The 24756-nt window shown below is 67.9% G+C and carries 22 protein-coding genes, 1 tRNA gene and 1 pseudogene; 11 read left to right on the top strand and 13 right to left on the bottom strand.

Annotation, left to right across the window (positions count from 1 at the left end; genetic code table 11):
• Window positions 1-57 precede the first annotated feature (57 nt).
• The 3 genes from cobS to cobU are packed head-to-tail and all read right to left on the bottom strand — an operon-like array spanning window position 58 to window position 2301.
• Window positions 58-825 (bottom strand): adenosylcobinamide-GDP ribazoletransferase, encoded by a 768-nt coding sequence (gene cobS / locus ESD82_RS15150; protein ID WP_024844518.1) that lies wholly within the window; start codon window positions 823-825, stop codon window positions 58-60.
• Window positions 818-1774 (bottom strand): nicotinate-nucleotide--dimethylbenzimidazole phosphoribosyltransferase, encoded by a 957-nt coding sequence (gene cobT / locus ESD82_RS15155; RefSeq protein WP_074990641.1) that lies wholly within the window; start codon window positions 1772-1774, stop codon window positions 818-820. The genes cobS and cobT overlap by 8 nt, the downstream gene beginning before the upstream one ends.
• Window positions 1771-2301 (bottom strand): bifunctional adenosylcobinamide kinase/adenosylcobinamide-phosphate guanylyltransferase, encoded by a 531-nt coding sequence (cobU, locus tag ESD82_RS15160; protein WP_147427992.1) that lies wholly within the window; start codon window positions 2299-2301, stop codon window positions 1771-1773. The genes cobT and cobU overlap by 4 nt, the downstream gene beginning before the upstream one ends.
• 116 nt (window positions 2302-2417) lie before the next feature.
• On the opposite strand from cobU, the gene ESD82_RS15165 reads away from it, so the two are divergent.
• Window positions 2418-2918, top strand: a complete 501-nt coding sequence (locus ESD82_RS15165; protein WP_024844515.1) for a HugZ family pyridoxamine 5'-phosphate oxidase — start codon at window positions 2418-2420, stop codon at window positions 2916-2918.
• Window positions 2919-2956: 38 nt separating this feature from the next.
• Here ESD82_RS15165 and ESD82_RS15170 read toward each other — a convergent pair whose 3' ends face one another.
• Window positions 2957-5251 (bottom strand): glycosyl hydrolase family 28-related protein, encoded by a 2295-nt coding sequence (locus ESD82_RS15170; protein ID WP_074990638.1) that lies wholly within the window; start codon window positions 5249-5251, stop codon window positions 2957-2959.
• Window positions 5252-5391: 140 nt separating this feature from the next.
• On the bottom strand, window positions 5392-6984 hold the full coding sequence (locus tag ESD82_RS15175; protein WP_024844513.1) for a lysine--tRNA ligase: 1593 nt from the start codon (window positions 6982-6984) through the stop codon (window positions 5392-5394).
• Window positions 6985-7073: 89 nt separating this feature from the next.
• On the opposite strand from ESD82_RS15175, the gene ESD82_RS15180 reads away from it, so the two are divergent.
• Window positions 7074-7496 carry a tellurite resistance TerB family protein gene (locus tag ESD82_RS15180; protein ID WP_024844512.1) on the top strand — a complete coding sequence of 141 codons (423 nt, stop codon included), beginning with the start codon at window positions 7074-7076 and terminating at the stop codon, window positions 7494-7496.
• Between the two features lie 11 nt (window positions 7497-7507).
• On the opposite strand, the gene ESD82_RS15185 is transcribed toward ESD82_RS15180, so the two are convergent.
• The 7 genes from ESD82_RS15185 to ESD82_RS15215 all read right to left on the bottom strand — a co-directional run bounded on the left by ESD82_RS15185 (window position 7508) and on the right by ESD82_RS15215 (window position 17282).
• Entirely contained in the window at window positions 7508-8962 is a 1455-nt protein-coding gene (locus ESD82_RS15185; RefSeq protein ID WP_024844511.1) for a D-alanyl-D-alanine carboxypeptidase, read from the bottom strand.
• Complete coding sequence (locus ESD82_RS15190; RefSeq protein WP_024844510.1) at window positions 8959-9564, bottom strand: nicotinate-nucleotide adenylyltransferase; 606 nt, start codon at window positions 9562-9564, stop codon at window positions 8959-8961. Before ESD82_RS15190 ends, ESD82_RS15185 begins: the two co-directional genes overlap by 4 nt.
• A 3-nt stretch (window positions 9565-9567) precedes the next feature.
• Complete coding sequence (locus tag ESD82_RS15195; protein WP_147427991.1) at window positions 9568-11235, bottom strand: formate--tetrahydrofolate ligase; 1668 nt, start codon at window positions 11233-11235, stop codon at window positions 9568-9570.
• Window positions 11236-11311: 76 nt separating this feature from the next.
• Window positions 11312-12445, bottom strand: a complete 1134-nt coding sequence (locus ESD82_RS15200) for an OpgC domain-containing protein (RefSeq protein WP_024844508.1) — start codon at window positions 12443-12445, stop codon at window positions 11312-11314.
• Entirely contained in the window at window positions 12442-14607 is a 2166-nt protein-coding gene (gene mdoH, locus ESD82_RS15205; protein ID WP_231486747.1) for a glucans biosynthesis glucosyltransferase MdoH, read from the bottom strand. Before mdoH ends, ESD82_RS15200 begins: the two co-directional genes overlap by 4 nt.
• 5 nt (window positions 14608-14612) lie before the next feature.
• Window positions 14613-16154: a glucan biosynthesis protein G gene (locus tag ESD82_RS15210; protein ID WP_244314589.1), complete on the bottom strand. Its 1542-nt coding sequence runs from the start codon at window positions 16152-16154 to the stop codon at window positions 14613-14615.
• Window positions 16155-16379: 225 nt separating this feature from the next.
• Entirely contained in the window at window positions 16380-17282 is a 903-nt protein-coding gene (locus ESD82_RS15215) for a hypothetical protein (protein WP_024844505.1), read from the bottom strand.
• Window positions 17283-17420: 138 nt separating this feature from the next.
• Between ESD82_RS15215 and ESD82_RS15220 the strand changes: the two genes are divergently transcribed.
• The 4 genes from ESD82_RS15220 (at window position 17421) to ESD82_RS15235 (ending at window position 19942) form a co-directional block, all read left to right on the top strand.
• Window positions 17421-17810 (top strand): hypothetical protein, encoded by a 390-nt coding sequence (locus ESD82_RS15220; protein WP_231486740.1) that lies wholly within the window; start codon window positions 17421-17423, stop codon window positions 17808-17810.
• A complete protein-coding gene (locus ESD82_RS15225; RefSeq protein ID WP_147427989.1) occupies window positions 17807-18469 on the top strand; it encodes a response regulator transcription factor in 663 nt (220 codons plus the stop codon). Before ESD82_RS15220 ends, ESD82_RS15225 begins: the two co-directional genes overlap by 4 nt.
• Complete coding sequence (locus ESD82_RS15230; protein WP_147427988.1) at window positions 18466-19806, top strand: ATP-binding protein; 1341 nt, start codon at window positions 18466-18468, stop codon at window positions 19804-19806. Before ESD82_RS15225 ends, ESD82_RS15230 begins: the two co-directional genes overlap by 4 nt.
• A 46-nt stretch (window positions 19807-19852) precedes the next feature.
• Window positions 19853-19942, top strand: a tRNA-Ser gene (locus ESD82_RS15235).
• 139 nt (window positions 19943-20081) lie between these two features.
• Here ESD82_RS15235 and ESD82_RS15240 read toward each other — a convergent pair.
• Entirely contained in the window at window positions 20082-20354 is a 273-nt protein-coding gene (locus tag ESD82_RS15240; protein ID WP_036747541.1) for a MerR family transcriptional regulator, read from the bottom strand.
• Between the two features lie 498 nt (window positions 20355-20852).
• On the opposite strand from ESD82_RS15240, the gene ESD82_RS15250 reads away from it, so the two are divergent.
• The 5 genes and pseudogenes from ESD82_RS15250 to ESD82_RS15270 all read left to right on the top strand — a co-directional run bounded on the left by ESD82_RS15250 (window position 20853) and on the right by ESD82_RS15270 (window position 24731).
• Window positions 20853-21152, top strand: a complete 300-nt coding sequence (locus ESD82_RS15250) for a hypothetical protein (RefSeq protein ID WP_036765112.1) — start codon at window positions 20853-20855, stop codon at window positions 21150-21152.
• Window positions 21140-21364 carry a hypothetical protein gene (locus tag ESD82_RS15255; protein ID WP_147427987.1) on the top strand — a complete coding sequence of 75 codons (225 nt, stop codon included), beginning with the start codon at window positions 21140-21142 and terminating at the stop codon, window positions 21362-21364. Before ESD82_RS15250 ends, ESD82_RS15255 begins: the two co-directional genes overlap by 13 nt.
• Before the next feature lie 2 nt (window positions 21365-21366).
• Window positions 21367-22096, top strand: a pseudogene (locus ESD82_RS15260) (DUF3800 domain-containing protein).
• Between the two features lie 679 nt (window positions 22097-22775).
• Window positions 22776-23261 carry a methylaspartate mutase subunit S gene (glmS, locus tag ESD82_RS15265; RefSeq protein ID WP_051419836.1) on the top strand — a complete coding sequence of 162 codons (486 nt, stop codon included), beginning with the start codon at window positions 22776-22778 and terminating at the stop codon, window positions 23259-23261.
• An 18-nt stretch (window positions 23262-23279) separates the two neighbouring features.
• The gene (locus ESD82_RS15270) at window positions 23280-24731 is read left to right on the top strand and encodes a methylaspartate mutase subunit E (RefSeq protein WP_147427986.1); all 1452 of its coding nucleotides are present in this window, start codon (window positions 23280-23282) and stop codon (window positions 24729-24731) included.
• Window positions 24732-24756 lie beyond the last annotated feature (25 nt).

Here is a 24756-nt window from a genome sequence, read left to right on the forward strand (position 1 = left end):
TGGTATGAGTGAAGTGCGAAAACCCGTCAAGAAAAAGGCGACGCGACGTAACGGCGCTTAGGCCAGGGCGGTCATGGCCACCAGCCCGGCCGCCTCGCCCGCCTGCTGCATGGCCCCCAGCACGTCTCCGGTCTGCCCGCCAAGCGCCCGCATGGCCCGGCGCGCCAGCCAGAACTGCGCCGCCGCCACCGCCGCGGCTGGCACCAGCCAGCCCGCCGCCGGATGCGGCAGGCAAAGCGCCGGCGGCAGCAACGCGGCGGCCCCCAGCACCAGGGCGGCGAGCATCGCGCCGCGCGTCGGCCGCCCGGCCGCATGGCCCAGCCCGTCGCGCCGCGCGGGCGGCATCAGCCCCAGCCCAAGCGCCATTCCCGCGCGCGAGGCCGCCGCCAGCCCGGCCAGGGCCGTCGCCGCCAGCCAGGGATCGCCCAGCAGCGCCGCAATCGCCGCCACCCGCAGCCCCGTGACCAGGACCAGCGCCAGCACGCCATAGCTGCCGATGCGGGAATCGCGCATGATCTCCAGCCGCCGCTCGCGGGTCGCACCGCCGCTGCCATCGGCGCAATCGGCCAGCCCGTCCTCGTGCAGCCCGCCGGTGGCCAGGATCATGGCGCCGACCGCCAGCAGCGCCGCGACCATCCCCGGCAGCCCGGCGAAGGACGCCAGCCCCAGCACGGCGGCACCGACCAGCCCGACCGCCAGCCCCACCAGCGGAAAGGCCCAGGCGGCCCGCGCCAGCGTCGGCGGCGAGGCGGGCAGAAGCCGCCCCACCGGCAGCCGGGTCAGCCAGACCAGTGCCAGCGCCGCCTCGGCCAGCAGCCTAGCCAATCCCGGCCTCGGCAAAAGTGGCCATGCCGTTGTGGCATTCCAGCGCCGCGCGCAGGATCATCAACGCCACCGCCGCGCCCGTGCCCTCGCCCAGGCGCATGTCCAGCGTCACCACCGGCTTTTTCTGCATCACCGCGATCAGCCGGCGATGGCCCGGTTCGGCGCTTTCATGGCCGATCAGGCAATGGTCCAGCGCATTGCGGTCGTTGACCAGAAGCACGCCCGCCGCCGCCGAGCAGATGAAGCCGTCCAGGATCACCGGGATCCCCAACTCGCGCGCGCGGATCACCGCGCCGCAAATCGCCGCCTGCTCGCGCCCGCCATAGCTGCCCAGGATCGAGGCCGCCGTCGCCGCGCCCTTGTGGCGCCTGAGCCCGGCCTCGACGGCACGCAGCTTGTTGGCCAGAACCTCGTCATCAGCGCCGGTGCCGCGCCCGACCCAATCCTCGGCGCTGCCGCCGAAGGTCGCCGCCGCCAGCGCCGCCGCGACTGTGGAATTGCCGATCCCCATCTCGCCCAGCAGGATCACGTCGGCCTCGGGGTCGACGGCGTTCTTGCCGGTCTGGATGGCGGCGACCAACTCGTCGACCTCCATCGCCATGCCTTCGGTGAAATCCCCGGTCGGCCGGTCCAGGTCCAGCGCGATCACCTGCAACCCGGCGCCGGCCAGCCGGCACAGCTGGTTGATCGCCGCGCCGCCCTGACGGAAATTCTCGACCATCTGGGCGGTGACTTCGACCGGGAACGGGTTCACGCCCTGCCGGGTGACGCCGTGATTGCCGGCAAAGACCAACGCCTGCGCGCGCTCGATCTTTGGCCGCTCGCGCCCCTGCCAGCCGGCCATGAACACCGCCAACTCCTCGAGCCGGCCCAGAGAGCCGGGGGGCTTGGTCAGCTGGTCCTGGCGGTCGCGGGCAGCTTGGGCGGCGGTTTGGTCGAACTCTTTCACGATGTCCCTCTTTGCGGTTTAAGGCGCAGCGGCAGGCCGCTGACGGCCATCCAGACCTCGTCGGCGATCGCGACCACGGCCTGGTTCATCCAGCCATGCTCGTCGCGGAAGCGGCGGGCAAGCGCGTTTTCGGGCACGATGCCCAGCCCCAGCTCGTTCGTCACCAGCACCACCGGGTCCTGCTGGGCGTCCAGCGCCCGGCACAGGGCGCGGATATGCGGGTCGGGCTGGCCCTCGGCCATGAGATTGGACAGCCACAGCGTCAGGCAATCGACCAGCCGCACCCCCTGCCCGTCCGTTCGCGCCAGCGCGCCGGCCAGGTCGCGCGGCTCCTCGACCGTCTGCCAGCCGCTGCCGCGCCGGTCGCGATGCAGGCCGATGCGCTGCGTCATCTCGTCGTCCCAGGCCTCGGCCGTGGCGATGTAGATGCGCGTGCCCTCATGCGCGGCGGCAAGGCTTTCGGCCAGGGCGGACTTGCCCGAGCGGGCGCCGCCGGTGACCAGAGTGATGCGCGGGTGCTTGCTCATGACGCCGTTGTTTCACAAGGCCGGGCGCTGCGAAAGCCGGAAAGCGCCGCCAAAACGCCGCATTGCCTTGCAGGTTGCGGTTGCCTGGCGGGCCGCGGCCGGCGCAGCATGCCGCCATGAAGATCGACCCGATTCGAGAAACCACCGACGAGGCCCGCGCCCTTGCCCGGCAATTGCTGGGGTGTGCGCGCCATGCCAGCCTGGGCACGCTCGACCCCGAAACGGGCGGGCCGCTGGTCACGCGCATTGCGCTGCAAACCGATGCGGATGGCGCGCCGCTCGCGCTGCTTTCGGGGCTTGCCGCGCATACGCGCGCGCTGGCGGCCGATCCGCGCGCCGGGCTGCTGATCGCCGCCGAGACCGCCAAGGGCGACGCCATGACCCATGCGCGGCTGTCGATCCTGGGCCGTGCCGCGCCGGTCGCGCCGGACGAGGCGCGCCGCGCCCGCTGGCTGGCGCGCGATCCCAAGGCCAAGGTCTATCTGGACCTGCCGGACTTCCGCTTCTGGCGGATCGAGCCGGTCTCGGCCCTGTTGAACGCGGGCTTCGGCCAGGCGTTCCGGCTGCGACCTGCCGACCTGCTGGAACCGGACATGCCGAAACCCCCGGCAGAATGATCCGCCGGGGGCCAAGGGCTTGCGTTCTGGGCGCGCGCCTAGTCCGGGTTGTCCATGCGCAGCCGCAGGCTGACCGAGCCGCGCACCGCCGCGCCCCAGTTCAGCGCCACCTGTTGCCGCGTCGTTCCCTGCGCGGTCTGCACCCAGGGCATCTCGGCCACGCGGGCATTGGCGGCATTGGTGATCTGGCTGGTGGCAATGATCGACTGGACGTTGCGCACCCAGCCATTGAAGGGCAGCGCCTGGTCCACCGTCACCAGCCAGCGGTTCGAGGCGCTGGCCTGGTTGTGCGCCACGTCGACCGGATTGGCGACATAGCTGTTCACGCCGTTGAACATGTTGCCCTGGAACTGGATGTTGCGCATGCGCTGATAGTTCAGGTCGGAGAATGTGGTGTCCACCTTCTCGATCCGGGCGATCTTGTTGAACAGCGACTTGAACACATTGCCCATCACCGCCAGCCCATGGATGAAATGGCCACTGCCATAGGGCTTGACCACCAGCCAGTTGAATCCCAGCGTCGTGTTCGAGGCCAGGAAGGTGTTGCCGGTGATCGTCAGCCCGCCAAAGGAATACTCGCCGCCGTCGAAATTCGGATAGGCGTCGTGTTCGTTCGTCCACTCGATCGAGCAATTGTCGATATAGTTCCCGGTCACGGTCGTCTGCACATTGGTCTGGGTCAGCACCAGCCCGCCGAAACGCACGCCGTTCTGGGCATTGTCGCCCTGGAACCAATGGTTGCCCTCGATCATGTGGCCACCGCCGTTCATCACCGCGAAATGCGCGAAGCGGATGAAGCGGCTGTGGCGGATCTTGGCATCGTTGTTGTTGACGTTCAGCGCGACGGTGGTGCGGTTCTGCGCCAGGTCGCCCATCTCGTTTGACAGGAACTCGCAGCGGTCCACCAGCATGCCCTGGCAGGCCGAGCCGATCGAGGTGATGCCGCGATCCCTGGGCCGGGTGAAATAGCAATCGCGGAAGCAGTTCATGTTGCCGGTCTTGGCCAGCATCACGCCGCTGGCATTGCCCTCCAGCAGGAATTCGATGTCGTCGAAGTTGAAGCGGCTCAGATGCTCCATCCCCGAGAAATCGAAGGCATAGCGATAGCGGCTGAAGCTATAGCTGCGCGTCCCCGCCCCGCCGTAAAGCGGCAGCGACAGCGTCAGCGTCCCGGCGGCGACGTTCCGGGCCAGGACATAGACTTCACGCCCGACGCCGTTGCCGCTGACGCGGGCGCCGACCTCGATATTGGCGATATTGGCGACCGCCGAAAGCACCTGCGGCTGTGCCGGATTATAGGTCGCGGCCGATGTCACCACCCGCGTATCCCAGGCCGGGCCGGCCAAGATGCTGACCTGGCCGTTGGCGATGACGCGGCGGTTGGCAAAGCTGGTCATGCCCGGCACCGCATCGGCGATGGTGATCGGCTCGGACAGGTGCACGTTGCGGCCGCAGAGGTCCAGCACCGCATGGTCGGTAAAGCCCAGCAGCGCCTGAAGCGCGCGCTTCATCCCCTCGGTCTCGTCGCCGAAGGCGGCGGCATAGGTCGGAAAGTCGAAGCTGCGCATCAATGCCAGCCGCGCCGTGCGCGGCATGCTCAGCGTGCCGACGAATCGGACTGGCGAAGACAGGCTCAGGTCCGAGCCGATGCGATAGCTGCCCTCGGGCACCAGCACCTGCCGCCCGGCCGCGGCCTGGTCGGCGGCGATGAAGGCGGCGCGGTCGTCGGTGGTCCCGTCGCCCATGGCGCCGAAATCGCGCACGTCGACCCAGTCCAGCATTCCCGGCACGAAAGCCGCCGTCACGTCCTCGATCATCACGCTCTCGATGCGGATCGAGCCGTTGTTGTCGCCGGTCAGGTCCAGGCCGAAATGGCCGAAGGTGGCGGCGCGTCCCCAGGCCATGTCCACGCCCTCGCGCCGGCCGGTGCCGACGATGGCCGAGACCTCGACCACCTGCCCATAGCCCGGCAGCGTGACCGAAGGGCCGGTCTGCGGCACGCCCGCCACGTTGTTGCCGGCGGCATTGCCGGCGAAGGCGGCGATGCGGACCTGGGGCAGGTTGCCCGCGACGGCCTTGACGCGCGCCGAGATGCGCAGATAGCTGCCGGGATTGATCGGCGTGCGCTGCATGTAGCGAACCTGCGTCACCGCCTCTTGCTTGAGGATTTCCAGGCAGCTGCCGAAATCCTCGTCCGCCGGCACGATGGCCGCGTTCGCCGCCCCCGCCCAGGTCGGTGATCCCGCCCTGCCATCCGTCCGGGACCACTGATCCAGGCCCAGCCGGAAGGCGCGCGGCATCAACGACTGGTTGCCGATAATCGCAATGGTCATGCCAATTCTCCCCTAATCCAGAACGTGCAAGGCGGTTGCCCGCGCGGTCCGTCAGGAATTTGGCAATCTCGCGTTAACCGGTCGTTAACCATGCGCGCGCGGCAACGAGGCCGCGCGCAACATGAAATTCCCGCGCCGGTTCAGGCGGTTGGCTCTGCCGCCAGCTCGCCGGCCAGGGCCCGCTCGATCAGGGCGCGGGTTTCATCCACGCCGTAAAGCGCGATGAAGCCGCCGAAGCGCGGTCCCTGGTCGGCACCCAGCAGCACCTGGTAAAGCGCCTGGAACCAGTCCTTCATCGGCTCGAAGCCATGTTCGCGGCCGATGGCAAAGACCATGGTCTGCAAGGTCTCGGCATCGGCGGGCTGGTTCCATGCCGCCAGCCGCCCGGCCAGATCCTCCAGCGCCCGCCGCTCGACCTCGGTGGGCGCGCGGTAAGTCCGCGTCGGCGCCACGAAATCGTTGAAATAGCGCACCGCGAATGCGGCCGCCTGGTCCAGCGTCGGGTTGGTCTCGGGGCTGGCCTCGGGCGCATAGCGGCGGATGAAGCCCCAGAGCCCCTCCTTGTCCTTGGCGCCGGCCACCGAGGCGAGGTTGAGCAGCATCTGGAACGGCACCACCATGTCCGATTCCGGCACCTTCCCGCCATGGATGTGCCAGACCGGGTTGGCCAGCTGCTGCTCGACCGTCTGGTCGGGATAGGCGCGCAGCTGCTGGTGGTATTCGTCCACCGCCTTGGGGATGACGTCGAAATACATCCGCTTCGCGGTCTTTGGCTTCTGGAACATGAAATAGCTCAGGCTCTCGGTCGCCGCATAGGTCAGCCACTCGTCGATGGACAGGCCATTGCCCTTGGACTTGCTGATCTTCTGGCCGTGCTGATCCAGGAACAGCTCATAGGTGAAATGCTCGGGCGGCCGCCCGCCCAGGATCTTGCAGATGCCGTCATAGATCGGGGTGTTGGTGGAGTGATCCTTGCCATACATCTCGAAATCGACATCCAGCGCCGCCCAGCGGGCGCCGAAATCCGGCTTCCATTGCAGCTTCACATGGCCGCCAGTGACCGGCAGGGTCAGCTCCTCGCCGTCCTCGTCGTCGAAGGTGATGGTGCCGGCTTTCGCATCGACATGCTTGATCGGCACGTAAAGCACCTTGCCGGTCCTGGGGCTGATCGGCAGGAAGCAGGAATAGGTCTGCTGGCGTTCCTCGCGCAAGGACGCCAGCATGACCTCCATGATGGCGTCGTATTTCTCGGCCGCCTTCAGCAGCGTCTCGTCGAACCGGCCCGCCTTGTAGAACTCGGTCGCGCTGATGAATTCGTATTCGAAGCCGAAAGTGTCCAGGAACCGGCGCAGCATGGCGTTGTTATGCCCGCCGAAGCTGTCATATTCGCCGAACGGGTCGGGCACCGTGGTCAGCGGCTCTTGCAGGTGCTGGCGCAGCATCTCCTGCTGGGGCACGTTGTCGGGCACCTTGCGCATGCCGTCCATGTCGTCGGAAAAGCAGAACAGCCGCGTCGGGATGTCCGAGATGATCTCGAAGGCGCGGCGGATCATGGTCGTGCGCGCCACCTCGCCGAAGGTGCCGATATGCGGCAGGCCCGAGGGGCCATAGCCGGTCTCGAACAGCACATAGCCCTTTTCGGGATCCTTCTTCTCATAGCGTTTCAGCACGCGGCGGGCCTCCTCGAAGGGCCAGGCCTTGGATTTCATCGCGGCGTCACGCAGGGCGGTCATTTTCGGGTCTCCATTGGCTCGGAACTTCCCCGTATTGAAACGCCGCCGGATGGTCAATAATTACCCCCGGAAACGCAAGGAGAAATGCCATGACCGACAGCCTGCCCTCGTTCTCGCCCTGCGACGCGCTGGTCGCGGTCATGGTGGCGGTCTCGGCCTCGGACCAGAACCCGCGCACGGCCGAGCTGGTCGCCATCGAGCGCGCGGTGAACCACACGCCCGTCTTCGCCGATTACGACATCGACCGCATCCGTGCAGTGTCGCAGACCGTGGTGACGCTGTTCGAGGAGGAGGACGGGCTGGACGCGCTTTTCGGCCTGGTGCGCGCGGCGCTGCCGGAAAAGCTCTATGACACCGCCTATGTCCTGGCCTGCGACGTCGCCGCCTCCGACGGCCGGCTGGGCGAGATCGAGGCCGAGATGCTGGCCGAGATCCGCGACCAGCTGGACATCGAGCGCCTGCACGCCGCCGCCATCGAACTGGCCGCCCGCGCACGCCACCGCCTGCTTTAAAGCGGCCTGCTTTAAAGCGTCGCCCCCTGCGCCGAGGCGACGGGGGGCTGCGCGGCGAACTCGCCCAGCCAGCCCTCGATCAGCGCCTGTTGCAGCGCCTTGGAGCGTTTGGTCCAGCCCGTGACGCCCTCGGGCAGTTCCTGGCCTTCGCTGGCGGCGCGGCGCGGCTCGTCACCGGTCAGGATGGCGAAGGCCAGTTCCCGCCTCCCGGGCCTCTGCGCATAGCCCGCCAGGTTCGAGACGAAGTTCAGCGTCCCGGTCTTGGCCTCGATGGCGATGTCGCTGTCCTTGCGCTTGCCGCGCGCATCGCGCAGCGGGATCGGCTTCATCAGCCCGCGCAGGTTGCGCCTCTGCCCCGGCCCCGCCATCAGCGCGGCCAGCATCCGCGCATCGACCCGATTCAAGGGCGACAGGCCCGAATGGTCGTGAAAGGCGAAATCGCCGCCGATCCCCTGCCCGCGCAACCATTCCGCCATGGCCGCGGCCGAGGCGGCCGGGTCGTCCGCCCGGCTGGCGGCAAGGCCGATGGCCTCGGCGGTCAGGTTGGTGGAATATTCCAGCATACCCTGCACGATCTGGCGCAGGGGCGGGCTGTCATGGCGAGCGGTCTCGGCCCCCTCGGGCAGGATCTCGATCACCTCGGGATTGGGCAGCGCCAGCCCGCGCGCGCGGCACAGCGTCTGGAACACGTCGCCCGCGTAAAGCTCGGGGCGGCGGACAGGCAACCAGCGGCTGCCGGACTTGCCCAGGCTGCGGCGCGCGATGGTCCAGCTTTCCAGCTTGCCCGCCTCATAGGTGAACAGCGGCAGCCCGCGGTCCACCGCCGCGATCGCGGCCGTATAGGCCCTGGGCGACAGCTTGCGGCCCCGCGCCTGCAGGGACAGCCGATAGCCCTGTTCGCCCTGCCGCCAGTCCAGGTGCACGCGGTTGAAGTTCAGGATCATCCCCGAGATCGAGGGGTTGTAGGGCAGATGCTCGTCCTGCGCCGGGTCCAGCCGGCCGATCCGCGGCAGCGCGCCGCCCCAGACGGCGAATGCGGTCGGCGCCGGCCGGCCGGCGGCCTTTTCATCGGCGACGGTTGCGGCGGCCAACTCGTCCAGCGCATCGGTATCCAGCACCGGATCGCCGCCCCCGGCCAGGATCAGCATGTTGCCGGCCCGGATGACGCGGGTCGCAAAGCGATGCCCCTCGCCCAGCCGGTCCAGCGCGTAAAGCGCCGTCACCGCCTTGAGCGTGCTGGCGGGCGCCATGGGCTGATCGGCCTGACGCTGGGCCAGCACCTGCCCCGAGACCGGGTCGACCACCGCATAGGCCACCGCGCCGCCCAGCCCCGCGGCGGCGATCAGCGCCTCGGGGTCAAACCCCCTGGGCCGCATCGCCGGCCTTTGCTGCGCCGACGCCATGCGGGGTGCCAGGGCCAGCAGCCCCAGCCCCGCCACGAAGCCACGTCGCGTCCATCCGTTCATGCGCGTCCTTTCGGCCCCAGCGCGCGGATCGCGCTGGAACTCAGCTTGTTCAGCGGCAGGTTTATCATCGCCCAGGCCGGCGGCCTAGCGCGGGCGAGTTCACGGGCGCGCGACTCGGGCAGCCGCGCGCGCCACAGCAGCCGCGCCGCGCGCGAGAACCGCGCCGGCATCCGCCAGCCCGGCCGCGCGATGACGCCGATCGGCACCCGCACCGCAATGTCCTGCCAGCGGTCCCAGCGGTCGAACTGCACCAGGTTGTCGGCCCCCATCAGCCAGACGAAGCGCACGCCGGGGTAAAGCCGTTGCAGGGCGGCGATGGTGTCGCGGGTCATGCGGGTACCCAGTTTCGCCTCGATGCCGGTGATCGCGACCCTGGGGTCGCGCATGATCCGCCGCGCCCGCGCGATGCGCTGGTCCAGCGGCGCCGGGCCGTGGGGCTTCAGCGGATTGCCGGGGCTGACCAGCCACCAGATCCGGTCGAGGCCGAAGCGGCGCAGCGCCTCATCGGTGATATGCACATGGCCTTCATGCGCCGGATCGAAAGAGCCGCCCAGCAGACCCACGGTCATGCCGGGCCGCGCGATGGGAAATCCCGCCCGCATACCCTAGAACAGGCCCTGCACATGGCCGTCGCCGTCCAGCCCCACGCGCAGCGCCGAGGGCTCGCGCGGCAGGCCGGGCATGGTCATGATGTCGCCGCAGATCGCCACCACGAATCCCGCGCCGGCCGACAGCCGCACCTCGCGCACCGGGATGGCAAAGCCCTCGGGCGCGCCAAGCGCCGCCGGGTCGGCGGAAAAGGAATATTGCGTCTTGGCCATGCAGACCGGCAGATGGCCATGGCCCGCCCGCTGCCATTCCTCCAGCCGCTCGACGATATGGGGCAGGAACTCGACTTCGGCAGCGCGATAGATGCGCTTGCAGATGGTCTCGATCTTTTCGGCCAGCGGCATCTCGTCGGGATAGAGCGGCGCGAAATCCGCGCCGCCCTCGGCCAGTTCGACCACGGCGCGGGCCAGATCCTCGGCACCCCGACCACCCTCGGCCCAGTGCCGGCACAGCACCGCCTGCACGCCATGCGCGCGGCAATAATCGGTCAGCGCCGCGATTTCGGCCTCGGTATCGCCCGAGAAATGGTTGATCGCCACCACCACCGGCAGGCCAAAGCGGCGCAGGTTCTCGATATGGCGGCCCAGGTTGGCGCAGCCTGCCCGCAGCGCCGCGACATTCTCGGCCCCCAGGTCGGCGCGGGCCACGCCGCCGTTCATCTTCAGCGCCCGCACAGTCGCCACCAGCACCGCCGCGTCAGGTTGCAGCCCGGCCAGCCGGCACTTGATGTTGAGAAACTTCTCGGCCCCCAGGTCGGCGCCGAAACCGGCCTCGGTCACGACATAATCCGACAGCGCCAGCGCCGTGCGCGTCGCCATGACCGAGTTGCAGCCATGCGCGATATTGGCGAAGGGCCCACCATGGACGAAGGCGGGATTGTTCTCCAGCGTCTGCACCAGGTTCGGCTGCAGGGCGTCGCGCAAGAGCACGGTCATGGCGCCCTCGGCGCCCAGGTCGCGCGCCGTCACCGGCCTGCGGTCGAAGGTCTGGCCGATGACGATGCGGCCCAGCCGCGCCTGCAGGTCGGCCAGATCCGAGGCCAGGCACAGGATCGCCATCACCTCGGAGGCGACGGTGATGTCGAAACCGCATTCGCGCGGCACGCCGTTGGCCGGCCCGCCAAGCGCGACCACCACCTGCCGCAGCACCCGGTCGTTCATGTCCATGACCCGCCGCCAGGTCACGCGGCGCGGATCGATGCGCAGCGCGTTGCCCCAGTGGATATGGTTGTCGATCATCGCCGCCAGCAGGTTATGCGCGCTGGTGACGGCGTGAAAGTCGCCGGTGAAATGCAGGTTCATGTCTTCCATCGGCACGACCTGCGCATGACCGCCACCCGCGGCCCCGCCCTTCATGCCGAAATTCGGCCCCAGCGAGGCCTCGCGGATGCAGACCGTGGCCCGCTTGCCGATGCGGTTCAGCGCGTCGCCCAGGCCCACGGTGGTCGTGGTCTTGCCCTCGCCCGCCGGGGTCGGGTTGATGGCGGTCACCAGGATCAGCCGGCCCTGAGGCCGCCCGGCCAGCGCGGCGATGGTCTCATGCGCGATCTTGGCCTTGTCGTGGCCATAGGGCAGGAAATCGGCCTCGGTCAGGCCCAGCCGGCCGGCGACCTGCGCGATGGGCAGCTTCTGCGCCTCGCGGGCGATCTGGATGTCCGATTTCATGATTCCTCATTCCTCCTCGGTCTGCGGCGGACAGTTGAGCGGTTGGGGGCGGCCAAGGCAAGCCGCGCGGCACGCCCTAGCCCAGCCCGAGCCTTGCCCGCAACGGCGGCAGCCAGGTTTCCCGCCGCATCCAGACCGCCGATATGGTCCAGAAGGCCACGACCAGCCAGAGGTCGATGGCCAGCCGCAGCCAGAAGTTCAGCGGCCCCGCCGGCGCCGACATGTCCAGCGCATCGCCCCAGATCGACAGCATCACGCAGGCGATAAACGAGAAAAGCCCGCCGCGCCCGATCTCGGCCAGCGCCTCGCCCGGCGCGGTGGCGGCCATCCAGGCAAAGGGCCGCGCCAGGGGCACCGCGACGATCCAGCTTGCCGCAAGAATGGCGGTGAAACGCATGAAATCCAACGACCATTTGTCGATGCCGCCGGTGATCTGGCGCAGGAACTGGCTGACGGGCTTGGCCGGCGCGCCGATCTTCCAGGCGATCACGATGGTCAGACCGAACAGCAGCACGCCGACCGACACCCAGGTCAGCAATGCCGAGTGGCGCCGCAGGACCGGCATGATCCGCTCGCGAAACGCGCCCATGGCGACGCCGGCAAAGAACAGCATCTGCCAGCCGAAGGGGTTGAACAGCAGCCCCGGCCCCGGCCGCTGGTTGGGGATCAGCGCGTTCAGCGGCAAGGCAAAGATCCAGACCACCACCGAAACCGCCATGGCAAGCCAGGGCCAGCGCAGCATGAAGGGCACCGTCACCGGCACGGTGGCGATCAGCAGCACGTAAAGCGCCAGCACGTCGAGCAGGTTGGGCTGCATCCACATCAGCGCCACGGTGGCGACATAGCCGATGGGATGCTCGACGATCCAGCGCGCATATTGGAACCAGACCGCGGTATGGTTCATCTGCAGCTTGAACAGCAGCGCCGAGAACAGCGCCAGCAGGATCGCCCCGGCGATCAGCGCCAGCCAGACCTGCGCGGCGCGGCGCAGGAAGCGGATCTGCGCGGCCCGGCGTCCCTCGCGCGCCTCGACCTTGACCCAGACCATGCCGACCAGGAATCCCGACAGCAGCACGAACAGCTCGGCCGCGTCGAAGACGGCGAAATTGGTCAGCGTCAGCTTGCGCAGCACGCCGATCGGCATGTGGTCCAGCATGATGCAGACCAGCGCATAGCCGCGCAGCATGTCCAGGGCGACGATACGGTTCATTGTGGCAACTTCGCGAAGGCTTCGATCAGTGCGCGGTTCTCGATCAGCGCCAGCTGCTCGGCCGGGCCGAGGAAGCGCAGCGCCTGCGCCTGCGAGGCGGCATGGCCGATCTTGGCCTCGGCCGAGATGGCATCCAGCCGCTCCTCGACCGGGACGCGCGGGGCTTCGGGCAAAAGCGCCAGGATGTGCGCGCGCAGCGCCGCATCCCGCCCCAGCGCCCCCAGGCCGTCGCGCGGCAGCCCGCCGGCAATGCGGAAATCCAGCATGTTTGCGGCGGTCAGCAGCTCGGGCGGCTCGCGCTCCTCGGGGGTGACAAGCAGGCCCTGCCGGCGTGCCCAGCGGCCGAAGACCGGGCTGGCCGACCAGCGCGAGGTCAGCGGCGACAGGATCAGCCCGGCCAGGATCGGCGACAGCCAGACCAGTTGCCAGGGCGACAGAAAGGCCAGCACCACCAGCGTTGCGATCCCCAGCGCGACATGCAGCGCATGGCGGCGCAGCACGACATGCCAAGGCGGCATCTGCCCGGCGCGGACCTGCGCCTCCCAGCCGGAATCGCGGCCGCGCAGGATCTCGATGATCTGCCGGGTCTGGATCAGCATCTGCACCGGCGCGATCAGCGCCGAAAGCACGATCTCGAACATGGCCGAGGCCAGAAGCCGCACATTGCCGCCCGAATCCTTGGCCAAAGGCCGCAGCCAGGCGCGGAAGATGGCGATGAACTTGGGCACCAGCAGGAAGGACATGGCGGCGACGAACAGCCACAGCATCCGCACCGGGTCGAAGGTCGGCCAGGTCGGGAACAGCTGGTAGGTCTGCGGGAAATAATCCGGCCGCGACAGCAGCACATTGGCCGACAGCGCCAACCCGACCAGGATCATCATCAGCCAGATCGGCGACATCAGGAAGCCCAGGATGCCGATGACGAAATGCACCCGGCTGATCCAGGCGAAGCCGCGCGAAAAGATCAGCCGCGCATGCTGCAGGTTGCCCTGCGCCCAGCGGCGCTCGCGCACGGCCATGTCCAGCAGCGTCGGCGGGCAGCCTTCGAAGCTCTGGCGCAGGTCGTGGTCCAGCCGCACCTTCCAGCCGGCGCGCCGCAGCAGCGCGGCCTCGACGAAGTCGTGGCTCAGGATGGTGCCGCCAAAGGGCGGCCTGCCCGGCAGTTCCGGCAGCCCGCAGCATTGCGCGAAGGCCTCGACGCGGATGATGGCGTTATGGCCCCAGAAATTGCCGCTGTCGCCCGACCAGGCGGCGACGCCGCGGGCAATGGCGGGCCCATAGATGCGGCCGGCGAATTGCGTCAGCCGGGCGAAGATGGTCTGGCCGCCGACCAGCATCGGCATGGTCTGGATCAACCCGACCGCCGGATCGGCATTCATCCGCGCCGACAGCGCCCTGATCGTCGCGGCCCCGACCACGCTGTCGGCGTCCAGCACCACCATCTGGTCGTAGCGCCCGCCCCAGCGGCGCACGAAATCGCCGACATTGCCGGCCTTGCGCCCCTTGTTCGAACGGCGGCGGCGATACCAGACCGGCACCGGCGAGATGTCGCGCAGCCGGCTGATCGCCGCCATCTCCTCGAAGACGGCCCGTGGCTCGTAGCTGTCCGACAGCACGAAGATCTCGGCCCGATCGCCCAGCCCCTCGCGATGGAGGTCGCGCGCCAGCGCCGCCAGCAGGCCCGCCGTCGCCGCCGCATTCTCGTGATAGACCGGCATGACCACGGCGAGGCGCGCCTGGTTCGGCCCCTCCGGGGTGCGCAGCCGCCGCGCGAAGATGCCCGAGACCATCGAGGTAAAGGAAAACCCGACCCAGGTGAAGGTCAGCGCGAACAGCACCAGCAGCACCGATTGCAGCCAGGTCATGTTCGCGCCGAAGGTCAGCATCATCTGCCGCCAGCCCAGCCAGGCGATCGCCGCCGCGCCGCCAAAGGCCGTCAGCCGCGCCGCAATGGCACCAGGCGAGGGCCAGCGGCTGTCCGGTCCCAAAGGCGGGCGGCCGCGGAAATCCTGCTCGGGCATGTCCAGCGGCGCCTCGGGCGGCGTCGCCGGGCCTTGGAATTGCGGCAGGTCCAGCGCCTCCCAGCCGTCATCCGCGGACAGAGGCAGGGACCGGGTCCGGCTGGCCGGATACCGGTCCGGCTTACTGTGGGGCGCGCCCATGTCGCTCACTCGCGCGTCCAGCGGGCGATCCAGGTCTCGCTGAGCGGGCCTTCGGGGCCGTTCAGCACCGCCGAAAGATCGGCCAGCTTGGCGCCTTCGGGCAGGTATTCGAAGGCCAGCCGCATCCGGCCCTGCTCGGGCAGGCGCAGCAGATAGCTGTGCCCGATCCGCCCGGCCGAGGCGCGCAGCTGCGGCACCGGATCGTCCGAGCCGAACAGCCCCAGGTCGAAATCGACGATATAGGTGCGGCCGTTGGGATTGTTGATCGCCTTGCCGGACATGGTTTCGACAACGCGGGAAATCGGTGCGCTGTCAGGGACTTCCGCTGCAAATGTCAAAATGTAGTTGAAGTCGTAGCGATTGCCCTTGCGCAGCGTGTCGGCCGGCTGCCAGAACGAGACGATATTGTCGTTGAACTCGTTCTCGACCGGGATCTCGATCAGGGTGACGGTGCCCTTGCCCCAGTTGTCCTGCGGCGCGATCCAGGCCGATGGCCGTTTTTCATAGCGCGCCTCGGCATCCTTGTAGGATTCGAAGTCCCGCGCCCGCTGTGCCAGGCCGAAGCCCAGCGGATCATTGTCCATGAAGGCCGAGACCTGCAATGTCCTGTGTCCCGACAACACCCGCCAGAGCCGCTGCTCGCCCCCGGTCAGCATCTGCAAGCCGTCGCTGTCATGCACGGCGGGTCGATAATCGTCCACGCGCGAGCGGTCGGCCGGCCCGAACCAGTACATCGAGGTCAGCGGCGCGATGCCGGCGTTGCGCATGTCCTGGCGCGGGAACAGCGCGACGCGGGTGTCGAAGACGGTCTCGGCGCCGGGCGTGATGCGGAACTCGAAAGCGCCCGAGACCGAGCGGCTGTCCAGCAGCGCATGAACCAGCACGGAACGGTCCTGGGGTCCGGGCTTGTGGATCCAGAAGCCGCGGAACAGCGGGAATTCCTCGCCCTCGGCGCTGCCGGTGCCGATGGCCAGACCGCGTGCCGACAGGCCGTAAAGGGTGCCCCGCGACACGGCGCGGAAATAGCTGGCGCCCTGGAACACGGCGATCTCGTCCATGACATCGGGCCGGTTCAGCGGCGCGCGGATGCGAAACCCCGACCAGCCCATGTCGCCCAGCGTCTCGTAATCGACCCCGTCGGGGAATTGCGCCGGGTCGAAGTCGAACATGTGCGGATCGAAGCGGACCGGGATCACCACCCCCTCCTCGACCAGCGCGATGTCCACCGGCTCGTGGAAGATCGCGCCGGGCGGCAGCAGGTCCAGCGCGAAATCGCGGCTGCCGGCCCAGGGATCGCGATCGCGGCGGAACCGGATGCCGCGATACTGGTCATAGGTCAGGTTGGCGAAGCTGCCGACCAGTTCGGCATCGCGGTATTCGTAGGGTTTGGCGGCCAGTTCCCTGGCCATCGCGGCGACATCCTCGAAGCCGAAGGGCTGGGGCGCGGCCTCCTCGGCCGGCGCGGCGGCGGCTTCCGGCTGGGCTTCGGGGCCTTCCTGCGCCAGGGCCGCCCCCAGCGAGGCAGAAAGCGCGCTGACAGCCGTCATGGCCGCACCGGCAGAAAGGACAAATTCACGACGACGCATCGACCGACCCCAATGTTTCGGGCAGGAAAGCCCGGAAATTCCGGGGGGATTTCGCATTGCCGCGCGCATCAGGCAAGCCTTTTCGCGCCGAAAGGCAGGGTCTTGCCGAGAGTTGATCGGAATCGCCGCGCCAAAGGGCCGCGCCGGCTGGAAAGCCCGCGCGGCCCGATGCGCCTGCAACCTGCCTCAGCGGTTGATTTCCCGCGTGACCTGCCCCTTGGGGTTCAGTTCGACCGCGACCGGCTCGCCCTCGGGGTTGACCGCCTGGGCCACGACGCGCGGCCCGTCCTGCATGATCTCGCCGATGCGGCTGTAGCCGGCCGAGGTCAGCGCCATGCGCACCTCGCCCCGGTCAAGCTGGACCGGCGCCAGCGCCCCCTGGCGCTGCGGCGCGGGCGCCTCGGGTGCCTGGGGCGCGGCGCCGGCGGGCGGCGGCGGCATGTCGCGCCCCGGCCCGCGATCCCAGCCGCGCTCGGCCCCGCGATCCCCGCGCGGCCCATGATCCCAGCCCCGCGGGCCGTCGCCGCGGTGATGGCCGCGGCGCTTGTCTGCGCGGTCATGGTCGCGCTTGCCGTGCCAGCCCTTGCCGCGCTCGGCATCGCCGCGGCCAAAGCGCATCAGCGTGCCGTCCTGGGTAAAGGCCGCCCGCGCCCCCAGCTTGCCGTCGCCCTGCCCGGCCAGCATCACCCCGCGCTCGCCCGAAAACACCGCCTTCAGGCCGCCCAGCTCGCCGAAAACCGCGCTGTCGCGCACGGGCTGCGGCACCAGCTGATCGACCAGTGCCTGCGGCAGCACGCCCTCGCCCTTGGCGCGCAGGCCGCGCAGCTGGCCCTTGTCGTCCAGCATGGCGTCGATCTGCGTGCCGTCGGGCAGCTTGCCCTCCAGCCGGGTGGCGCCGCGCGGGCCGCGCTTGCTGGTCACGTCGGTCAGCCCGGCATCCTGCAAGGCCCGCGGCAGCGCGACCGGCGCCTGGGCCTGGGCTTCGGCCGCGGGCGGGGGCGCGGCGGGCGTCTCTTGCGCCAGCACGGGGGCCGAGAACGCCGCCAGCAGGGCCGAAAGCGCGATCGAGGTCGAGAGTTTTCTGCTCATCTCTGGTTCCTTCCTTATCGGGGCATCCTGATCGGCCCCGGACGAATCGGGTGATAGCCCCAGTCGCGCCAACCAAAGACCAACGACCCGTTTGGCTTTCGTTTGGATTTCCCCCATTACATAGGGCCGATGAACCGCATGCGCATCATATCCCTGTCGTTGCCCGTCGCGCTGGCGCTGGCGCTGAACGCGCTGGCCGAGGATCGCGGCCACGACCGCGGCCCGCCCTGGCCCGAGGATTGGGCGCCCGAGTTCGAAAGCCTCCAGCGCCACGATTCCCGCATCCTGCCGCTCAACCGCGCCGCCGAAATCGTCGCGGAACGGTTCCGCGGCCGGCTGATCGCGGCGCGCATCGTGCCGCCCACCCCCGACGAGCGGGCGAAGGGCGTGATCCTGGTGCATGAGCTGCGCCTGCTGACGCCGAAACGGGACGTGCTGCTGATCCGGCTGGACGCGCATGGCGGCGATTTCCTGGAGGTCGCGGGCGCGGGCCTGACCGATGCCCGGCGAAAGGGGACGAAGCCATGAAATGCCTGATCGTCGAGGATGACCCGACGCTGTCCTCGCAGCTGGCAGCCGCCATGCGCGACGGCGGCTTTGCCTGCGACATCGCCGCCGACGGCACCCAGGGCGAGTTCCTGGGCTCGACCGAGACCTACGACCTGGCGATCCTGGACCTGGGCCTGCCCGGCCTGCCGGGGATCGAGGTGCTGACCCGCTGGCGCGAGGGCGGCGTGACCATGCCGGTGCTGATCCTGACCGCGCGCGGCGACTGGACCGACAAGGTGGCGGGGTTCCGCGCCGGCGCGGACGATTACGCGGTGAAGCCCTTCCGGCTGGAAGAGGTGGTGATCCGCGCCCAGACCCTGGTGCGCCGTGCCGCCGGCCATGCCCAGGCGGTGATCAAGGCCGGGCCGTTGCGGCTTGACACCCAGCTGGGCGTCATCACCCGCAACGGGCTGGCGTTGAAGCTGACGGCGTTCGAGACCCGCATCCTCGCCTATCTGATCCATCACCAGAACCGCGTGGTCAGCCGCAGCGAATTGTCCGACCACCTTTACGATTCCGCCGCCGACCGCGACTTCAAGTCCATCGAGGTGGTGATTGGCCGGTTGCGCAGGAAGATCGGCGAGGGCCTGATCGAGACCCGGCGCGGCGAGGGCTATGTGCTGAGGACCGCCGCTTGATCCTGCCGCGCGATTCGATCCGCGCCCGGCTGATCGGGCTGGCGGCGCTGCTGACCGGGGTGGCGCTGGTCGCGGGCTATCTTGCCATCGCCGCGATCCTCGAGGATTTCATCACCGGCCGCTTCGACGCCGAGACCGGGGCGGTGGCCGATGCCTTGATCGCCGGCGCCGGGATCGACGCGGACGGCCGGCTGGTTGCCGGCCCCGCCCCGACCGATCCGCGTTTCCAGATGCCGCTGTCGGGCTGGTTCTGGCAATTGACGCAGGACGGCCAGGTGGCGGCGAAATCGCCCTCGCTCTTCGACAACGTGCTGAACCCGCCCGAGGCGGATTTCCAGGGCGGCCCCGGCCTTGGCCCGGCCGGCGAGCCCTTGCGGGTCGCGCGCCATGTCTTCACCCTGCCCGGCTCGGCCTCGGTCCTGGCCGTGACCGTGACCGCGCCGCGGGCCGAGATTGATGCCGCCATGGCACGGCTGCGCCGGCCGCTGGCGATCTCGCTGGCCGTGCTGGGGCTGGCGCTGGCCGCGGCAAGCCTGCTGCAAGTGGCTGCGGGGCTGCGCAGCCTGGACCGGCTCGGCCGCGACCTGCGCCGCATTCGCGCCGGCCAGGCCGAGGCGCTGCCCCTGCCCGCCGTGGCCGAATTGCGCCCCGTCGCCGCCGAGATCAACGCGCTGCTTGAGCAGAACCGCGCCGTCCTCGCCCGCGCGCGCGAGCATGTCGGCAACCTGGCGCATTCGCTGAAGACGCCGCTGGCGGCGCTGGACAATGCGCTGCCGCCCGACCATCCCGGCCACGCGTTGATCGCGCGCATGGACCGCCAGATCGGCTGGCACCTGCGGCGCGCGCGCAGCTCGGCCGCGCCGCGGCTGCTGGGCCAGCGCACCCCGGCCGCACCGGTCATCCAGGACATCCTGCTGGTGCTGGGCGGCCCGATCCGCGAGGCCGGCCTGCGGGTCGATATCTGCGCCGATGCCGATGCCGGCTTCGCCGGCGAGCGGCAGGATCTCGAGGAGATGATCGGCAACCTGGTCGAAAACGCGGTGAAATGGGCCTCCTCGGCGATCCGCATCACCGCGCGGGTCGACGGCGACCAGCTGCACATCCTGATCGAGGACGACGGCCCCGGCATGTCTGATCAGGATCATGCCCTGGCGCTGACCCGCGGCGCCCGGTTGGACGAGGCCGGCCCGCCCGGCACCGGCCTTGGCCTGGCCATCGTCGCCGACCTGGCGGCGCTGCATGGCGGCGCGCTGATGCTGGATCGCTCGGCGCTGGGGGGATTGTGTGCGGGGTTGCGGCTGCCGGCGGCTGTCGCTCCGACGGCGCGGCGCGGCTAGATTCCGCTTGCCTCGCCCCTTGCACCAGCCTATCCCGGCGCGGCCTGGAAGCGTGGCCGAGTGGTTTAAGGCTCTGGTCTTGAAAACCAGCGTGGGGGAGACCCCACCGTGGGTTCGAATCCCACCGCTTCCGCCATTTCCAGTTGATATTTATAAGAAAAATTGCCATTCAGGCGATATACCCGCCATAAAGCCCGCCTTTATATTTGCGGTTGGCTGCTACCGATTGCGGTCGTGAGTGATGCGGATGGGCCACGCCTTGGGATGGATTGGGGCTAGCCTCTTCCCCGCCCGCGCGATCTGTCGCTGGGCCGTGAGCGCACCAGGACGGTTGCCCCGTGGCGGCTGCTTTCGATCTGCCCGGCGGCGATCCAGTTCATCACCGTGCGGCGCGTCACGCCCACTTGCTCGGCATATTCGTGGGCCGTCACCCATTCAGGCATGGGCGACATGCGCACGGCGCGGATCTCGTTGCGAAGTGCAACCAGTTCGGCCTTTATCTCGGCAAGCGCGTCGGGATCGACAGCGATCAGGATTCGTTCGGACATTTGCGGCCCTTTCCGCAAGGATTTCTGCATCTGGGGGCTGAGCGCCCGAGAACGCCCATTCAGAGATGCGCGGGGCGTCATTATAGCGAAGCCAAGGTCGCCATCCAGCGCGCTCATCTTGGACACAGGTAGGGTGAGGCATAAGCCGCCGCCCCGCCCTGTAGGCTTGACGGTCATCTGGCCATCGCTCAGATTGTGGGAGCTAGGGCAGTCAGAGCGAGAAAATGGCGAGACGAGGCAATGTTCAGCCGATATTCGTGCGGCTCGAAACTGCTGCAAAGCTCCTTGATATGACGCCAAAGGAGTTCGCCGACCTTGTTAATCATGGGTCTTTGCCCGGTCCCTGCAAGATAGGGACTCATCAGCGATGGTCCGTCGAGCAAATCAAGGCAATCGTTGACGGCACGGCCATCCGGCTTGAGGATGAGTTTGAGGCGTAGGAACGGCCAGCAACCCCATCAGAGGGCCCGCCGCTCCCCCGGCCGAGAGGAACAGAACATGCGTTTCACGACAAGCTTGATCATCGCGTCGGCGCTGATGGCGCCAGCCCTTCCAGCGTCCGCTGCACTGAGCGGCTACTGGGACAGTTCGAAAATCCTGCATGCGGTGCTGGGCGACAACCGGCTGGCCGACGCCCTCAAGCAGCAGCCCATCGAGCGCATCGAAAAGACAGCCGAGGGATACGAGGTCAGCAGCCGGGATTGCACGGTGCAGGTCAGGGTCACATCCAGCGTGCCTGACCATCCGGGACCGACCCGCCACACCCTCAGCATTGGCAAGGGGCGGTGCCAGCAGTAATGCCCGAGTTGAGCACCGAGGACGCTGAACAGATCGAGGACGCCCTGCGCGCTGCGCTGCTGGACGTGCTGGTGAACATGGGAAAGGTGCTGCTGACGACGCCGGAAGGGCGGGCCGAGGCGGCACGGTCGATGCTGGACCAAGCCGAGCGAGCGCACCCTGCCGTGGCCGCGGTGTTCAGGGAGGCGGCGGAGAAGGTGAGGGGCGCATAGTCGTGGAATATTCTGATTACATTGTATTTGTTGACGAGAGCGGCGACCACAGCCTCACCTCCATCGACCCGGAGTTCCCGGCCTTCTCGCTGGCATTTTGTGTAATCAAGAAGAAGGACTATTGCGAGAAAATCATCCCAGCGGTTCAGGGGCTCAAATTCAAGTATTGGGGCCACGACTCCATCGTTCTTCACGAGCACGAAATTCGGAAAACTAAGGGCGACTTCGCTTTTCTGCGCACGGATCCAAACGTCAGAGCGGCCTTTATGTCTGATCTGTCCCAGATCATGGCCGATGCCCCATTCCAGATCATCGCATCGGTGATCGACAAGCACGGGCTTGTGGCGCGGTATCCTCGACCGTGGAGCCCATATAGGCTCGCCTTACAATTCTGCCTTGAGCGGCTCTTGCTGTTTTGTAGGGAGATTCAGCAGACCAACAAGACAACGCACGTGGTATTCGAGTGCAGGGGCCCGTCCGAAGATCGGGATCTGGAACTGGAGTTCCGCAGGGTTGTCGCCGGAGAACGAGACTGGGGTTGGGTTCAATCGAAACTTTGGAGATGTTGATTTTCAACCAATTTTCTCAAAGAAATCAGAGAACTCAGTTGGCTTGCAACTCGCAGACCTGACGGCCAGACCTATAGCGATAAATGTGCTGCGCCCTCAGCAAGCCAACAGGGCTTTCGATATCATCGCCCCGAAAATCAGGAATCGGAAGACATTCCCATGAACGAGGAGGCCCCAGACATGCCGGAGCCCCCTAGTCGACCGGGAAAAGCCCAATCCTTGCCATCAACATAGTGATTGGCACTATGGATTGCAACGATTCTGGGGGCCTTCTAGGAACGCAGTTGAACATGCGGTAACGACACCGCCCCGCTCCGGCGGGGCTTCTTCGTTCTGGGCCTGTGGAAGGCCAACATATATCAACGCCGAATCGCATCCCATGATGGCCCTGCAGCGAAGCAGGAGCACATCATGGGCAAGAAGCGAGCAACAACAGATCTGTGGCTGGCAAGGATGGTAGCGGTCCTTGCCATCATAAGGCAAGTCATCTGGATAGCCGACAGGGTTCTGTGACAGAGTGCAGTGATAGGGCTTCGTGCTGCGCGCACCGTCAGGCTGTTGATCGATGCCGGCGCCGATGTCGAGCATGCTGGCCGAAAAGCTCGAACAGCTGCCCGAGGCCGCCTGCCAGCCCGGCGATCACCGGCAACATCATGTCGGTGGATGGAAATGGCCAGCATTTCACGGATCGGTCCCATGCCTGCGATGCAGGCCTGCATAAGCGGCCGGCACGAAAAAGATAAATATTTATTACCTGTCAATAATGTTCATTCACAAAACTTGACCCAACGGGGGTGATTCCCCTACCCCTCGGCGCAGGTTCATTGCGAAGGGGAGGAACCATGCTGGAGGCGGTCTCGGAATACCGGGTCATCCTGGGGGTCATCGGCGCCGATTGCCATGCGGTCGGCAACAAGATCATCACCGCCGTGCTGAGCCGGAACGGTATCGAGGTGGTGAACCTGGGCGTCATGGTCAGCCAGGACGAGTTCATCCAGGCTGCCATCGAGGAAAGGGCCGATGCCATCCTCGTCTCGTCGATCTATGGCCATGGCGAGATCGACTGCCAGGGCTTGCGCGATCGCTGCGAGGAGCGCGGGCTGGGCGAGATCCTGCTTTATGTCGGCGGCAACCTGGTGATCGGCAAGCGCGCCTTCGCCGAGGTCGAGCAGCGTTTCCTCGAGATGGGCTTCGACCGGGTGTTTCCGCCGACCGTGCGGCTCGAGGATGTGGTCGAGCTGCTCAAGACCGACATCCAGAGCCGCCGCCCGCTGGCCTATGGCCACAACTCCGCCGCCTTCGGCATCACCGAACGCCTGTCGGCCTGATCCAGCATTTCCGAACCCATGACCGAGATCACCAATACCCGCCTGGACGACGCCACATTCGACGCCGAGCGCCGCGAGGTGCTGCAGACCTGGTCCACCGGCCCCGATGTCGATTTCGACGCCGGCGTGCGCCTGCAGGAGGCGCTGCCCGAGGCCAAGCGCTTCCCGCTGGCGCTCAGCCGCGCCGATGCCGAGAACCGCACCCTGCTGCAACCCCGCGCCGGGGTGGCCCTGCTGCGCGAACATATCGTGCTGCTGAACGGGCTTGCCCCCCATTGCGACGTGCTGCCGACGACCATCGACGCCTATACCCGCCACAACCGCTATGCCGAGGCGCAGGAAGGCATCGACCGCTCGCGCGCGGCAGGCACCTCGCTGCTGAACGGCTTTCCGGCGGTCAACCATGGCGTCGACGGCTGCCGGCGGCTGGTCGAGGCGGTGGAAAAGCCGGTGCAGGTCCGGCACGGCACGCCCGATGCCCGGCTGCTGGCCGAGATCACGCTTTGCGCCGGGTTTTCCAGCTATGAGGGCGGCGGGATCTCCTACAACATCCCCTATGCCAAGCGCGTGCCGCTGGAACGCTCGATCCGGCACTGGCAATATTGCGACCGGCTGGTCGGCCGCTACGAAGAGGCCGGCATCCGCATCAACCGCGAGCCCTTCGGCCCGCTGACCGGTACCTTGGTGCCGCCCTTCGTCTCGCATGTGGTGGCGATCCTCGAAGGACTTCTGGCGCTGGAACAGGGGGTCAGGTGCCTGACGCTGGGGTACGGCCAGGCCGGCAACCTGGTGCAGGACATCGCCGCGCTGCGGTCCTTGCGCAAGCTGGCGCATCACTACTTCCTGAACGCGGGCTATGGCGATTACCAGCTGACCACCGTCTTCCACCAATGGATGGGCGGTTTCCCCGAGGACGAGGCGCAGGCGACGGCGGTGATCTGCCTGGGGGCGCTGGTCGCCAAGCAGGCCCGCGCCACCAAGATCATCGTCAAGACCCCGCACGAAGCCAGCGGCGTGCCGACCATGGAGGCCAACCAGGCCGGGCTGAAGGCGACGCGGCAGATGGTCAACATGATCGCCGACCAGAACCGCGTCGATGGCCCCGAGATCAATGCCGAGGTCGAGATCATCGAGGCCGAGGTCCATGCCGTCATGCGCCAGATCCTGAAGCTGGGTCGCGGCGACATCGCCCGCGGCGCGGTCGAGGCCTTCCGCGTGGGCGTCATGGACATCCCCTTCGCGCCCGCCGCCGCCAATCTGGGCAAGCTGACGCCGGTGCGCGACAATCACGGCGCCATCCGCATCTATGACGCGGGCAACGTGCCCCTGCCCCGCGACGTGCTGGCCTGGCACCGCGACAAGATCGCCGAACGCGCCCGCGCCGAGGGCCGCGAGGCCTCGTTCAACATGGTGGTGGACGATGTCCGCGCCATCTCTGCCAGCAAGCTGGTCGGCCGCCCCGCCGCCTGACACTCCAGACAAGCCGAGAGACATC

The organism is Paracoccus pantotrophus, from assembly GCF_008824185.1.
In the GTDB taxonomy this organism is placed as follows: Bacteria; Pseudomonadota; Alphaproteobacteria; order Rhodobacterales; family Rhodobacteraceae; genus Paracoccus; species Paracoccus pantotrophus.